Origin of the sequence: uncultured Winogradskyella sp. (assembly GCF_947498005.1) — a bacterium.
Lineage (GTDB): Bacteria > Bacteroidota > Bacteroidia > Flavobacteriales > Flavobacteriaceae > Winogradskyella.
The window spans coordinates 63,310-77,465 of the sequence record NZ_CANMIW010000004.1 but is presented as its reverse complement, the minus strand read 5'-3'; the positions used below and the strand labels follow the sequence as shown (position 1 = coordinate 77,465).

14 protein-coding genes are annotated in these 14,156 nt (G+C 31.5%); 7 read left to right on the top strand and 7 right to left on the bottom strand.

Annotation, left to right across the window (positions count from 1 at the left end):
- Positions 1–2 precede the first annotated feature (2 nt).
- The 3 genes from Q0891_RS08540 to Q0891_RS08530 all read right to left on the bottom strand — a co-directional run bounded on the left by Q0891_RS08540 (position 3) and on the right by Q0891_RS08530 (position 2,485).
- Complete coding sequence (locus Q0891_RS08540; protein ID WP_299100741.1) at positions 3–956, bottom strand: hypothetical protein; 954 nt, start codon at positions 954–956, stop codon at positions 3–5.
- Complete coding sequence (locus Q0891_RS08535; RefSeq protein WP_299100739.1) at positions 925–2,100, bottom strand: GlmU family protein; 1,176 nt, start codon at positions 2,098–2,100, stop codon at positions 925–927. The genes Q0891_RS08540 and Q0891_RS08535 overlap by 32 nt, the downstream gene beginning before the upstream one ends.
- Before the next feature lie 133 nt (positions 2,101–2,233).
- The gene (locus Q0891_RS08530; RefSeq protein ID WP_173280421.1) at positions 2,234–2,485 is read right to left on the bottom strand and encodes a type B 50S ribosomal protein L31; all 252 of its coding nucleotides are present in this window, start codon (positions 2,483–2,485) and stop codon (positions 2,234–2,236) included.
- Between the two features lie 158 nt (positions 2,486–2,643).
- Here Q0891_RS08530 and Q0891_RS08525 point away from each other — a divergent pair, with 158 nt between their 5' ends.
- The 7 genes from Q0891_RS08525 (at position 2,644) to Q0891_RS08495 (ending at position 9,791) form a co-directional block, all read left to right on the top strand.
- A complete protein-coding gene (locus tag Q0891_RS08525) occupies positions 2,644–3,156 on the top strand; it encodes a DUF4199 domain-containing protein (RefSeq protein WP_299100737.1) in 513 nt (170 codons plus the stop codon).
- A gap of 53 nt (positions 3,157–3,209) precedes the next feature.
- Positions 3,210–4,160, top strand: a complete 951-nt coding sequence (locus Q0891_RS08520; protein ID WP_299100735.1) for a glycosyltransferase family 2 protein — start codon at positions 3,210–3,212, stop codon at positions 4,158–4,160.
- Positions 4,161–4,253: 93 nt separating this feature from the next.
- Positions 4,254–5,981, top strand: coding sequence for a phospho-sugar mutase (locus Q0891_RS08515; protein WP_299100733.1), 1,728 nt, complete (start codon positions 4,254–4,256; stop codon positions 5,979–5,981).
- 3 nt (positions 5,982–5,984) lie between these two features.
- Positions 5,985–7,811, top strand: a complete 1,827-nt coding sequence (locus tag Q0891_RS08510) for an ABC transporter ATP-binding protein (RefSeq protein ID WP_299100731.1) — start codon at positions 5,985–5,987, stop codon at positions 7,809–7,811.
- Between the two features lie 355 nt (positions 7,812–8,166).
- Positions 8,167–8,709 carry an RNA polymerase sigma factor gene (locus Q0891_RS08505; protein ID WP_299100729.1) on the top strand — a complete coding sequence of 181 codons (543 nt, stop codon included), beginning with the start codon at positions 8,167–8,169 and terminating at the stop codon, positions 8,707–8,709.
- Between the two features lie 80 nt (positions 8,710–8,789).
- The gene (locus Q0891_RS08500; protein WP_299100727.1) at positions 8,790–9,299 is read left to right on the top strand and encodes a hypothetical protein; all 510 of its coding nucleotides are present in this window, start codon (positions 8,790–8,792) and stop codon (positions 9,297–9,299) included.
- 54 nt (positions 9,300–9,353) lie between these two features.
- Positions 9,354–9,791 (top strand): sensor of ECF-type sigma factor, encoded by a 438-nt coding sequence (locus tag Q0891_RS08495; RefSeq protein ID WP_299100726.1) that lies wholly within the window; start codon positions 9,354–9,356, stop codon positions 9,789–9,791.
- A 47-nt stretch (positions 9,792–9,838) separates the two neighbouring features.
- Here the strand turns inward: Q0891_RS08495 and Q0891_RS08490 are convergent, their stop codons facing one another.
- The 4 genes from Q0891_RS08490 to Q0891_RS08475 form a co-directional block, all read right to left on the bottom strand.
- Positions 9,839–10,957, bottom strand: a complete 1,119-nt coding sequence (locus Q0891_RS08490) for an oxidoreductase (protein ID WP_299100724.1) — start codon at positions 10,955–10,957, stop codon at positions 9,839–9,841.
- Between the two features lie 80 nt (positions 10,958–11,037).
- Complete coding sequence (locus tag Q0891_RS08485; protein WP_299100722.1) at positions 11,038–12,300, bottom strand: sulfatase-like hydrolase/transferase; 1,263 nt, start codon at positions 12,298–12,300, stop codon at positions 11,038–11,040.
- A gap of 40 nt (positions 12,301–12,340) precedes the next feature.
- Positions 12,341–12,919 carry a hypothetical protein gene (locus tag Q0891_RS08480; RefSeq protein WP_299100720.1) on the bottom strand — a complete coding sequence of 193 codons (579 nt, stop codon included), beginning with the start codon at positions 12,917–12,919 and terminating at the stop codon, positions 12,341–12,343.
- Positions 12,920–13,996, bottom strand: a complete 1,077-nt coding sequence (locus Q0891_RS08475; protein WP_299100717.1) for a YHYH protein — start codon at positions 13,994–13,996, stop codon at positions 12,920–12,922.
- Positions 13,997–14,156: the final 160 nt, after the last annotated feature.

Here is a 14,156-nt window from a genome sequence, read left to right as displayed (position 1 = left end):
GGTTACTCTCCGTCTTCAATTTTAAAATTCTTGAAATAATATAAGTCATCTCCACCTTCGCCTCGCGAACGTCTAGAAGAAATATAACCAGTGGTTAAATCATCATTTAAAAAGAATGAAAAATCATCGCCTTTGCTATTAATAGGCTCATCTAACAATAATACTGGTTTCATTAAATTTGAAGAATTTAAATCGTAACAGTAAATATCTAATCCTCCTAATCCTCCTCTTCTATCTGAAGAAAAATAAAGTTTATTATCAGAACTCACAAACGGATAAATTTCAGTTCTTGATGAATTAATGTCTTCACTGAGTTTTGTAATTTCTCCATAAGTTTCGTGATCAGTAACAGATACTTTATATAAATCAGATTTACCTTTTGTGCCCTTTATTGTAGATACAAAATATAATGTATTACCATCTGGACTTAAAGCAGGATGTAAATAGTTGAAGTTTTTATCGCAAAATGGAAGCGTTGTAAAGTTTGTCCAACCTTTACCTTCTTCGTACTCTGCTCGTTGAATTAAAAGGTTAAAAGTGTTTTTACCTTGATATTTATTATCACCAGCTTCAGTTTGGTTAGATGTAAAATACATATATTTTCCATCTTTAGAATACGTGGCAGCCGTCATGTTATGCATACCAACTTCTTTTCGCTTTACTAGTTTAGCATCTTCAATTTCTCCATCTTCAGCAACGACACCTTCATAAATACCATAAAGTGTTTGAGAAAATTTATCGAGAATTACACGACCGTTTTTTCTTGTAAGATTTGAGCTAAAAAATATTTTATCATTTACAACTCTAGCCGCAAAATGATCGAGTTTATTATTGATTTCAAGTTTATTAACTTCAACATCTTGAGAAAAACCAAGTGTTACAATAAATAAAAAAAGTAGGCTTAATTTGGGGTTTAAATTCATATTATTCTCTTCTATATTGTTTTGTTTCTTCATATATATGCTCTAAAATAGCTTTGTCTTGTTCTGTAAATTCAATAGATCTCCTAGACATTACTACTTTAGCTACTTCGAATACTTTTGCAGTTTTATAGGTTACAAATCCACTATTTCCGCCCCAAGAAAAACTAGGAACAAAATTACGTGGAAAACCACTTCCAAAGATATTAGAACTTACTCCAACAACCGTACCAGTATTAAACATAGTATTAATACCACATTTACTATGGTCTCCCATCATTAGTCCACAAAATTGCAGTCCGGTTTTTGCAAAACCTTCGGTTTCATAATTCCAAAGTCTAACTTCTGCGTAGTTATTTTTTAAATTACTATTATTAGTGTCTGCGCCTAAATTACACCATTCACCTAATACTGAGTTTCCTAAAAACCCATCATGACCTTTATTAGAATAGCCAAAAATTACAGAATTATTTACTTCTCCTCCAATTTTACTGTGAGGACCAACCGTTGTAGGTCCATAAACTTTTGTTCCTAATTTTAATGCTGCATTGTTGCAAAGCGCTAACGGACCTCTTACCATAGAACCTTCCATTACTTCAGCATCTCTACCAATATAAATAGGTCCAGAACTGGCATTAAGAATAGCAAAATTTAAAGTCGCTCCTTTTTCTATAAAAATGTTTTCGCTATTTATGGTTTGTACAGTATCTGGTATTGGTTCTGATTCTCGGCCTTTGGTTATAAGATCAAAATCTTCTGAAATAGCGTCACCATTTTTAGAGAAAATATCCCAAGTATGTTCAATTTTCAGAATATCGTTTTGTAACTCTATAGCTTCGAAAGTTGAAAAATCCGCATGCTCTTCTCCTTCCTTTGCAAAGAATGCAATAACATCTTCATCTTTAAATAAAGCTTGGTTATGTTTTAAGTTTTTTACAATTTCAACAACTTCAGTATTTGGAAGAAATGAAGCATTAATTATTATATTATCTTCCATCTCAACCATCGGAAATTTTTCAGACAAATAGTCTTCAGTAATAGTTGTAGTTGTATATTCTAAGTATGACTCCCATTTTTGACGAATGGTTAAAATACCAACTCTAATATCTGCAACTGGTCTTGTATATGTAAATGGTAATAAATTATTTCTGTACGGACCGTCAAATAGTATATAGTTCATAATGAGATTACTGATTTAGGTTAATAGCGAAACTTATAACTTCTATTAACGTTTCAAAAGTAGCTTAATTGTACAAAACAGAAAAGCCTTTCTGTTAATTAGAAAGGCTTTTTCGATTATCGGTAGACTATGCTTATTTTTTAAACTTAGCGTATTTGTTTTTGAACTTATCAATACGACCAGCAGTATCTACTAACTTAGATTTACCAGTATAAAAAGGATGAGATGTTCTAGAAATTTCTAATTTCACTAATGGATATTCAGTTCCATCAACGTCAATAGTTTCATTTGTATCTGCTGTAGATTTTGTTAAAAATACTTCTTCATTAGACATATCTTTAAACGCTACTACTCTATAATTTTCTGGATGTATTCCTGCTTTCATCGCTAAATGCTTTAATTGTATTCAATTTTTCGAGGTGCAAATTTAAGTAATTTTTATAAATCTACAATCTTTTTACTAAATTTTATTTATCAAATGTATGTAACATTTATGTAACTTTGAGTACTAACTAATTAATTAACCAATAAATTAACACTATTATGGAACCAAATAAGCCATCTATTAAACCAATTGCATATAATTATGGACTCTATTTAGGGCTTTTAACTATAGCAAGCCTAATTATTTTATATGCTTTAAACATTGAAAGTCACTGGATTGCTAGCGTACTTAGTACAATTGCTACAATTGCAATTTACTATTTTGGCATTAACACTTATAAAAAGCAGAATGGCAATGCACTAAGGATTAAAGATGGTCTAAAAACCGGAATGGCAATGGCATTACTTGGTGGACTTATATCTGCGATATACTCGGCAATTCATTATGCGTATGTAATTCCTGAATTTCTGATAGGTAAAAAAGAGGAAGCATATGCACAAATGATGGAGCAAAATCCTAACATGCAAGGTGAGCAATTAGAAATGGCAACTAAAATGCTTAATATTTCTACTTCAGAATTTTTTATTGCTACAATGATGCTTCTTGGGAGTTTATTCTTTGGTTTTATTGTCTCTTTAATTATATCTGCGATTCTAAAAAATGACCGTTAGTATCCTTAATTATTTTCTCTATTTTTGAAGTTTAGTAATTAGACCAATACTCAATGGATATATCAGTAGTAATACCACTACTTAACGAAGAAGAATCTTTAAAAGAATTACACAATTGGATTGTATCTGTGATGCAATCCAATCAGTTTTCTTATGAAATTCTGTTTATTGACGATGGTAGTACTGATAAGTCTTGGGAAATTATCTCTGAGCTTGGTAATATAAATCCATCTGTAAAAGGTATACGGTTTCTAAAAAACTTTGGTAAATCTCAAGCTTTACATGCTGGTTTTGCAAAAGCACAAGGTGATGTTGTCATTACTATGGATGCAGATTTGCAAGATAATCCAGAGGAAATCCCAGAACTCTTTAAAATGATTAAAGATGATGGTTATGAACTTGTTTCTGGCTGGAAAAAGAAACGTTTTGATTCTTATTTCTCTAAAAACTTACCTTCAAAATTATTTAATTGGGCTGCCAGACGTACATCTGGTGTTAAGCTAAACGATTTTAACTGCGGTTTAAAAGCCTATAGCAACACGGTTGTAAAACATATTGATGTCTATGGAGAAATGCATCGCTATATTCCTGTATTAGCTAAAAATGCAGGTTTTATGAACATCGGTGAAAAAGTGGTAAAACACCAAGCCAGAAAATATGGGCATACCAAATTTGGTATGAATCGTTTTGTCAATGGCTTCTTAGACCTTATTACTATTTGGTTTATATCGCGTTTTGGAAAAAGACCTATGCACTTATTTGGCGCACTTGGTGTCATTATGTTTTTCATTGGTTTTGGATTTTCATTTTATATAGGAATCGATAAGTTATTTCTGAATCCAACTGGCAGACTTATAACAGATCGTCCGCAATTCTACATTGCACTTTCAACAATGATAATTGGTTCGCAATTATTTATCGCAGGGTTTTTAGGCGAGCTTATTTTACGCTCTAACCGTCAGCAACAACGCTATTTTATTAAGGACAACCTCAATCTTAAATAAGGTTTAGATTTTTGGGCTAGTTAGTCGGTTTCAATTTGTATATTGTTTATTTTTGTTTAACTATTTATTAATCACTAATAAAACTATACAACCATGATTCATATTAAACCAGAAATTTTAGACCGTGTAAATGCGTGGCTAACGCCAACTTTTGACAAAGAATCTCAAAAAGAAATCAAAGATATGATTGCTTCTAATCCTAAAGAGTTAGAAGAGAGTTTCTACAAAAATCTAGAATTTGGAACTGGTGGAATGCGTGGTATAATGGGTTTAGGTACCAATAGAATTAACAAATATACGTTAGGTAAAAACACACAAGGCCTAAGTAACTACTTAAAAGAGTCATTCCCAAACGAAGATGTGAAGGTTGCTATAGCTTACGACTGTAGGCATAATAGTAAGACTTTTGGAAAAGTTGTGGCAGACGTATTTTCTGCTAATGGGATCAAAGTATATCTATTTGAAGATTTAAGAGCTACACCAGAATTATCTTTTGCATTAAAACATTTAGATTGCCATTGTGGTATTGTTTTAACCGCATCTCATAATCCGCCAGAATACAATGGTTATAAAGTGTATTGGCAAGATGGTGGTCAATTAGTACCACCTCAAGATGCTGGCGTTATTGCTGAAATCAATAAAATTGATTATTCTGAAATTAAATTTGAATCTAATTCAGATCTTATTCAATATATAGGAAAAGATGTGGATGATGTATTTATTGATGCTTCTGTAAAAAACGGAAGTTTTGACACTTCTGCAGAAGCGAAAGAAAATTTAAATATTGTTTTTACGTCATTACATGGTACTTCAATTACAGCCATACCAGAAACTCTTAAACGTGCTGGTTTTACTAATGTGAATATTGTTGAAGAACAACGCGTACCAAATGGCGATTTCCCAACTGTAGTTTCTCCAAACCCTGAAGAGCCAGAAGCGCTTAAAATGGCAACAGAATTAGCTCAAGAGGTAAATGGAGATATTGTTATTGGTACAGATCCTGATTGTGATCGTTTAGGTGTTGTTGTTAGAAATCTAGAGAACGAATTGGTTATTCTAAATGGAAACCAAACTATGTTATTAATGACTGATTTTCTTTTAAAACAATGGAAAAAATCAGGAAACATAAATGGTAATCAATTTGTAGGTTCTACAATAGTATCTACGCCAATGATGACTGTTTTAGCCAATGCTTACGATGTAGAATGTAAAATAGGCTTAACTGGTTTTAAATGGATCGCCAAAATGATTAAAGATTTTCCAACTATGGATTTCATTGGTGGTGGAGAAGAAAGTTTTGGTTTTATGGTAGGCGATTTTGTACGTGATAAGGATGCCGTTACCTCTACCCTTTTGGCATGCGAAATTGCAGCACAAGCAAAAGCAAATGGTAAAACCATGTACCAGGAATTAATTGACTTATACGTAGAACATGGTTTCTTTAAAGAACGTTTAATTTCATTAACAAAAAAAGGAATTGAAGGTGCACAAGAAATTAAGCAAATGATGGTTGACGCTAGAAATAATCCTTTAAAAGAAATTAATGGTCAAAAAGTAGTATTAATTGAAGATTACGATTTATCAATCTCTAAAAATCTACAAAATGATGAGGAAACTCCAATTGATATTCCTAAATCTAACGTACTTATTTACTATACAGAAGATGGCAGTAAAATAGCGTTAAGACCTAGTGGAACTGAGCCAAAAATTAAATTTTATATTAGCGTAAATACAGATCTTGACAATTCGGCAGACTTCAAAAAAACGGAGCAATTATTGGAAGATAGAATTGACGATATCCTCAAGGATATGAATTTGTAATTAATGGATTATATAAAAAAGTTATCTAGGTATATTGTTCCATATAAGCGATATGCTTACCTCAATATATTTTTTAACGTGCTTTACGCCTTATTTAGTACGTTAGCCATGGTATCCTTGATGCCAATGATTAACGTGTTATTTGGTGAAACTGAACAACTAACCACCAAACCTGTATATGAAGGTATTACTGAGCTAAAATCTTATGGCGAAGATTATTTAAATTATTTTGTAACTACAACTAACGCAAGCGATGGTCCACAGCGTACTTTGCTATACATGATTATTTTAATCATTAGTCTGTTTTTACTGAAGAATATATTTAATTACCTAGCCTTATTTTTCATAACTTTTTTAAGAAACGGTGTTTTAAAAGATCTACGAAATTCTATTTATAATAAAGTAATGACTTTACCGATCTCCTATTATTCTGAAAAGAAAAAAGGAGATATTATTGCTAGAATCTCTGGAGACGTAAACGAAGTTAAAAACTCTTTGCTAGCCATATTAGAACTTATAGTAAAAGAACCGTTAACCATAGTTTTTGCAATTGTAACCATGTTTACAATCTCTATGAAACTAACGATTTTTGTATTTCTATTTATTCCTTTCGCTGGATTAATAATTTCGAGAATTGGAAAAAGTTTAAAGAAAAAATCTAATCGTGTGCAAACCGAACAAGGTGTATTTCTTTCAACTTTAGAAGAAACATTAAGTGGACTCAAGGTTATAAAAGGGTTTAATTCAGAAAAACGATTTAATGATAAGTTTCAAGAATCTACCCATAGATTTTACAACTTCTCTAATACATTAATGAACCGTCAAAATTTAGCTTCTCCAGCAAGTGAATTTTTAGGTATAGCAACCATTGCTGCACTATTATGGTATGGAGGAAGCATGGTTTTAATAGATAAAAGTCTATCAGGTGGAGCGTTTATAACCTATATGGCATTGGCCTATCAAATATTAACGCCTGCAAAAGCGATTAGCAAAGCAAGTTATAAGGTTAAGGCTGGTAATGCAGCTGCAGATCGTGTTCTAGAAATTATTGAAACACCATCTTTATTAGAAGACAAGCCAAATGCTAGCGTAAAAAGTGATTTCACTTCAGAAATTAAACTAAACAACATCTCCTTTAAATATGAGGATGATTTAGTATTAAAAAACTTCACGTTAACAGTACCTAAAGGAAAAAGTGTTGCTTTAGTTGGACAATCTGGTAGTGGAAAAAGTACTATAGCCAATCTCGTTACACGTTTTTACGATGTAAATGAAGGCCATATTTCTATTGATGGCCAAGATATTAAAGACATTACCAAACATTCATTAAGAAGCTTAATGGGCTTGGTTACACAAGATTCAATTCTATTTAATGAGAGTATAAAAAACAATCTTTTATTAGGAAAAGAAGATGCTTCTGAAGAAGAAATCATTGAAGCTTTAAAAATTGCGAATGCATGGGAATTTGTGAAAGATCTACCTAAAGGAATTCATACTAATATTGGTGATTCCGGTGGAAAATTATCTGGTGGACAGCAGCAACGCTTAAGTATTGCAAGAGCTGTTCTGAAAAATCCACCAATAATGATTTTGGATGAAGCGACCTCAGCGCTAGATACAGAAAGTGAACGTTTAGTGCAAGATGCTTTAGAAAATATGATGAAAAACAGAACCTCTATTGTCATTGCGCATCGATTATCTACGATTCAAAATGCCAATTTAATTGTAGTAATGCAAAAAGGCGAAATTGCAGAGCAAGGTACACATGCAGAACTAATTTCTAAAAATGGTGTTTATAAAAAGCTTGTAGAAATGCAAAGTTTTGAATAAAATTTAATACTATTCGTATTCGGTTTAATTAACTACAAATAACTTACTATTTATATACAAAAAAAGGATGTGTAATTAAACACATCCTTCTCTGTTGTTATCAGATTTGGGGAACTGATAACGGTTAATAGGTTAAGCTGGTACAAACATAAATGAAATAAACATACCACGCAAGAAAAAAATGCTTTTTATCGGTTTTTTTTGCATTTTGTCGTTATTTTCAATTATAACTATCTGATTTTCAATAAAATTAACATATGATAATTTTTTAAATATTTTATCCATTAAACTTTTAGTAAATTCACAAGTCTAATTAGTACTATTTCAACTCGAAATAAATAATAAAATAAATCATTTGATTGACGAATCAGAATTTATAGAACGATTAAAAAACCCAATACAAAAAGAAGCCGCTTTTAGAGAATTATTGCAACTCTATAAAGAGCGCTTGTATTGGCATATAAGGAAGATTGTAAAAAATCATAACGATGCAGATGATGTACTACAAAACACGTTTATAAAAATCTATCGTAGTATAGATAAATTTAAAGGCGAAAGCCAATTGTTTTCTTGGATTTATAGAATTGCCACAAACGAATCTATAACACTCATTAATAAGAATGCGAAACGTTTGCAGATTACTAATGAAGAATATCAAACTAAAGCTATTAATAATTTAGAAGCTGATGTTTATTTTGAAGGAGACTCTATTCAATTAAAATTACAAGAAGCCATTGCAACATTGCCAGAAAAACAACAACTCGTTTTTAATATGCGCTATTTTGAGGATTTAAAATATAAAGATATGGCCGAAATATTAGACACTAGTGAAGGTGCTTTAAAGTCATCGTACCACATTGCCGCAAAAAAAATAGAAGCCTATTTAACTTCAAATTAAACCATTTAACAAATTTGAAGTCTTATATATAGAACACAGATTAAATAATAAAGGAAGAACTAAATCTAGTTCAGCATAAAATGAAAAAAGAACATATACATAACATTAAATCTTCTGGTTTTAAAACACCAGACCATTATTTCAAATCTTTAGACGAACAAATTTTAAACCGTTTAAATGAAGATGATATAATAAATGGTATAGAAACACCTGGTTTCGCTGTTCCTGAAAATTATTTTGATACTGTTGAAACTTCTATTTTAAATAAATTAGAAGAAAAAGTTGAAACACCTGTCATAAACTTTAAACCAAGAAAACGTACTTTTTATTATGTTGCAGGTATTGCCGCTAGTTTACTTTTATTAGTAAGTTTAATATTTAATAAAGATGATGCATTAGATATAAATGCAATAGACACTGCAAGTATAGAAAACTACCTATACCAAGAAGATTATAGCTATGACGAATTAGCAACATTATTTAAAACGGCAGATATGTCTGAAACAGATTTTATAGACATTAATTTTTCCGATGATTATTTAGATCAATATATCGATAATTTAGAAACGGAAGATTTTATTTTAGACTAAATATTACGTTTTAGATGAAAAATTTACGAATTCATTATATAAAATAAGAACCCAATGAATAAGACGATAATAACCATATTAGTAACGCTATTTGTTTCTGCAAGTGTTTTTGCACAACGATTAGATAAGGAAAAAATTAAAACTCTAAAAATCGCGCATTTAACCGAGAAATTAGATCTAACTGAATCAGAAGCTCAGAAATTTTGGCCAGTTTATAATGCTATCGAAGATGAAAAATCTAAGTTAAGAATAAAGTCTACCAATATTCGTAAAGATAAAATTGCAGATAAACTTTCTGAGAAAGAAGCAAAGTCATTGTTATTGGAAATGGAAAAAATTGAAAAGGAAAAAGTTCAATTGCAATCTAAATTATTGAATCAATTACTTGAAATTCTGCCAGCTAAAAAAATATTAAAATTATATCAAGCTGAACGCTCGTTTAAACATAAAATATTTGAAGAATACAAAAAGCGACACAGCAAAGAAAAATAATAGCGAAAGTAAATAGATAAAAAGGAAGCCTAAAAAGCTTCCTTTTTTTATTCTCTAAAAGTTAATTTACTAATTCTCCCTTTTCCGGCTGCATAAGCCACTGAATCATTTGCAAAACGAATGGTATAAAAACCTTCATCACTTAAATGTTGCCATGAATCTCCAGCATCATTACTATAATCTATGCCTTTAAAACCAATAGCAACCAGTTCTCTTCCATCAGAATTTGGTACATATTGCACACAACTTCTGTAACCAGGTCCTTTTTCGTTGGCTACTACTTGCCAAGTTTTTCCACCATCGTTAGTTCTTATTTTATTATTTAAAGCATCGTTTGGCTTTGTGTAATCGCCTCCAATGGCAAAACCATTCTTTTCATCATAAAAATCAACTGAATATATACCTGTAGTTTCTTTACCTTGTATAATAGGCGTGTCAAAAACTTCCCATGTTTTGCCTTTATCTGGCGAATATAAAATTCTACTTGTTTTCCCTCCTGTGGCCACCCAAGTATGGTCGCCAACAATTGCAATATTTGTATCACTTGCAGCAAATGCAGCTTCGCCTTCTTTTGCTTTAGGTAAATTGTCACATGATAATTTTGTCCATGTGTTTCCGCCATCTCGCGTAATTATGACACTCATACAATCTTCAGTCGGATCTCCAATGGCAATACCTTCTTGATCGTTCCAGAATTCCATAGAATCATAGAAAACATTAGGGTGGTTTTCTTGATATACAATATTGTTTTTTTCCAAATCAGCATCTAAACTAAAAACCATAGCTGGATTACCTATTGTTATTCCATAGCCTTTCTCATTTCGAACTCCCATTGCTCTAAAATTCAACTTAAGTGAATCATTAGACAAATTGATTTTGTGATTATAAAATGGCCTATCTTTTAAAGAATCTACATGTTTAATAAAATAACTTGGTAGTATTACACCAAATTCTCCCATTGAAGTTAAGTAAACTAAAAACTCTTGTGGCTTTTTAATAAGCTCAATGGCTCTAACATTCAGTGTAGAATCTTGAACTAATGTTTCAATATTAATCGTTTTTTTAATTGCATTTAGTTCATCAAAATTTTTGTTGAATCTACTAAAACAAGTACTTACAATGCCTATACCAACAATCGTAACAAAAATTAAAAACAATTTATTCATAGTTCTATATTTTCCTTAAAGATAAAAAAGCTTTGCGGCATATTACAACAAAGCTTTTCTAATTCTATAACGCATTATTTTTAATTTAAAGTGTTATCTAGTTCCGATTTCAAATCGTTGTAGATTTCTAACTCATTACTCGTCATCGTTTGATCTAATAAATTGAAATCTTCAAACGGATCTTCTATTAAATCGAAAAAGGCTTCAGTATTATCAGTAAATCTAATATACTTATGCGTTACATTTCTTGTCGCAAAATCTGCGGTTCCACCTACATAACTGACTTCAGAAAATAAATAATCTCTATTTACAGATGTTGTACTAGACAAAATAGCTTTAAAACTTTCGCTATTATTACTTTGCGTGGTTGTATTTCCTGATAATTCTACAATAGTGTCATACAAATCAGTAGCGTTAATTAAGTTGTTATCTGTGACATTTAATCGTGTTACGTTTTTACCAGAAATAACCATTGGTACATTTATGCCTCCTTCATATATAGAACCTTTTACTTTTCCTTGTCCATATGCTTGTGCTACTTGCCCTGGCGAGCCATTGTCTCCAATAAAAATGATGACAGTATTATCGCGTTCTTCAGTAGTCATAGACTGAAGAAGTCTTCCCATTTCTGTATCTAAGGCTTCTATTGCAGCGAAATAATAAGCCAATCTATTAGAATTTATACTGGCTTGATTTGTTGGTAAATCGCCTTGACCATGCAACTCTGTTGGTGGTAAATGAAAAGGTGTATGTGGTGCGTTATATGCCAACCATAAAAACCAAGGTTGATCTTGATCTTCTACCCAATTAATAGCAAGATCTGTGAGTTTTGATGTAACATATTCGGTACTCGTTGTAGTTATGCCATTTTCTACAAGACTCCAACTTTCGTAATCATCTACACCTCCAGACAAGATACCTGCGTAATAATCAATGCCCATTGACAATGGCTGATTAACATCATTAGACAAATGCCATTTGCCAATTAAAGCTGTTGCATAATTAGCCATATCGTTTTGAAGAATATGGGCTGAATTACTCAATTGATTACCTACCCGAGTTACGCCATTATTAGTCCCATAATTGCCAGTGAGAATTGAAGCTCTTGTTGGACTACAAACTGGGTTTGCCCATACGTTATTAAATGTAATGCCATTATTCATTAAATTTTGAAGATTTGGCATATTCGGCTTTTGACTTCCTATATTGTAATTTGGTGTGGCATCTAATCCCATATCATCTGCAATTATCAGTAAAATATTAGGAACAGATGATTGCATAGTTCCATCATCGTCTTGAGTACCACTACTATCATCATTGCCACATGACACTAATAACAGCATAAATATTAGGAAAACAGTGTTTTTATAAACCATAATAACATTATATGTTGTGTCTTTTATACTTCATCCATAAAGGTACAACAACCACACATAATAGTATAAAACCAAGTAAAAATTGAATATTAGAATTTACTTTTGAAGCGGCTTGCAATCTAAATGTATTAGAATTTAAGGACGTTATAAATTTTATTGAATTTGGCTCTATTATTAATTCGTGATAATTTTCTTGATCCTTGTAGACATTAAATAAAATGGTGTTTTTGATAGTATCGAAAGTTTTACCTTCAAACAATAACACAAAATTATTTTGATGCGAATGCCCTGAATGAGCTACTTCTTCTACGGAAATTAATTTCAAAGTTGAATTACCATGAACAATCTGAAAATGACGTTCTATGTATTGAAAAAAAGCATTTTTAAAATCAGAATTTAAATTAGAATTTTCCAGCGTTGGAAATTCTTCAATTATGGCGTTTCTTATACTCCAAGGAAATTCTGCTTGTACCTCAACATTATTATCCTTTTGTTGAATTTTAAAAAAAGATTTATTAGCATCATGCGCAAAACTGAATGTTGAAAATAGAATCGTAAAGTATAGAAAGAAACGAAAAAGCTTCATCTAATTATTTCCTATTTTAAAATCATTAGATGGTGTACCTCTAAAATATCTTGGGATACTTGGAAACTCATCCGTAAGCACATAATAATAGGTTCCTGATGGATATTCTGGTGTTATACCTGTTCTTCCATTAGCCTCGTCTAAAGTACCTAAGCCTGAAATATATTCGTAATCATTAGAATACACACCATCGTAATCTCCACATGGTACAGTAATACCATCGCCTCCTCTACTACCAGATTTTAATTGATAACTAGAAGCCATTGAAATTACGGACGAGTTAGAATCTGAAGCATTCGAATATGCGTATTTATAATAGATAGGAAATCCATCTGCGGCATAACCAATTAACGTCATTGCATCAGTTGGTACATTTAAAGCATCTAAAAATAATATGGGCGAACCATGATAATGGTATTTCCCTGTAGGTTGTACATGTGCACTATTACAATCTAAACCTAAATTGACGTTTAAGGCTTCAAGATTCCATTCCCAATTAACATTAGCACTCATTGCACCTTCATGTGGAAATGGTTCTGCAGCCACAGGATCTAGTTCTACACCATTTAACAATACTCCAAATGAATATTGCGGTCCAACATTTGGCCCATTTCCTGTTGTTGACAATAATCCTGTGAAGGAATTTGCCGCAGAAGGATTCAAAGTAATCGTATAGGTTTCATTTTGTTCAGAGATAGCATTTGGATTAAGTGAACCTGCTCCCATACCAAAACGACCAACCATATGCTCAGGTATACTATTAGATGATATAATTCTATTGGCTCCTGAAATTGTTTGCGAATATAAACTTACAAACGTTAGCGATTGGTCACATGCACCTCTTGAGCTATCTAAAACCTGATCTGATTCACAACCAGAGTCATCAGTATCTGAATTATCTGCAACATAACCTACAGGTTGTTCGCAGGCCTCAATACTAACTTCTACATTTCCTAAACCGTCTTCATCATTATCTTGATACCAAATAGTTTCTGAACATGAACTGTCGTCATTATTTGAGCAGGCTACAAAAATTGTAAATAGGGTAAGCAGTAGTAACTTGAATAATGTTTTCATAGTTTGAGTTGGTTAATCGTTATAATTTGACTCTAAATTTACGAGTTGGTTTAATTTGAAATTATAAAACGTGATAACGTTTCAAAAATACTTTAAATCGATACCATAAAAAAGCTTTGTGAATAATAACAAAGCTTTTCCAATCATCAATCAATCAAAA

Coding starts and splice junctions, on each gene's coding strand:
- Q0891_RS08475 (WP_299100717.1), bottom strand. CDS start 13,996: ATGAAAACATTATTCAAGTTACTACTGCTTACCCTATTTACAATTTTT.
- Q0891_RS08535 (WP_299100739.1), bottom strand. CDS start 2,100: ATGAACTATATACTATTTGACGGTCCGTACAGAAATAATTTATTACCA.
- Q0891_RS08490 (WP_299100724.1), bottom strand. CDS start 10,957: ATGAATAAATTGTTTTTAATTTTTGTTACGATTGTTGGTATAGGCATT.
- Q0891_RS08495 (WP_299100726.1), top strand. CDS start 9,354: ATGAATAAGACGATAATAACCATATTAGTAACGCTATTTGTTTCTGCA.
- Q0891_RS08520 (WP_299100735.1), top strand. CDS start 3,210: ATGGATATATCAGTAGTAATACCACTACTTAACGAAGAAGAATCTTTA.
- Q0891_RS08510 (WP_299100731.1), top strand. CDS start 5,985: ATGGATTATATAAAAAAGTTATCTAGGTATATTGTTCCATATAAGCGA.
- Q0891_RS08515 (WP_299100733.1), top strand. CDS start 4,254: ATGATTCATATTAAACCAGAAATTTTAGACCGTGTAAATGCGTGGCTA.
- Q0891_RS08480 (WP_299100720.1), bottom strand. CDS start 12,919: ATGAAGCTTTTTCGTTTCTTTCTATACTTTACGATTCTATTTTCAACA.
- Q0891_RS08500 (WP_299100727.1), top strand. CDS start 8,790: ATGAAAAAAGAACATATACATAACATTAAATCTTCTGGTTTTAAAACA.
- Q0891_RS08525 (WP_299100737.1), top strand. CDS start 2,644: ATGGAACCAAATAAGCCATCTATTAAACCAATTGCATATAATTATGGA.
- Q0891_RS08540 (WP_299100741.1), bottom strand. CDS start 956: ATGAAGAAACAAAACAATATAGAAGAGAATAATATGAATTTAAACCCC.
- Q0891_RS08485 (WP_299100722.1), bottom strand. CDS start 12,300: ATGCTGTTATTAGTGTCATGTGGCAATGATGATAGTAGTGGTACTCAA.
- Q0891_RS08530 (WP_173280421.1), bottom strand. CDS start 2,485: ATGAAAGCAGGAATACATCCAGAAAATTATAGAGTAGTAGCGTTTAAA.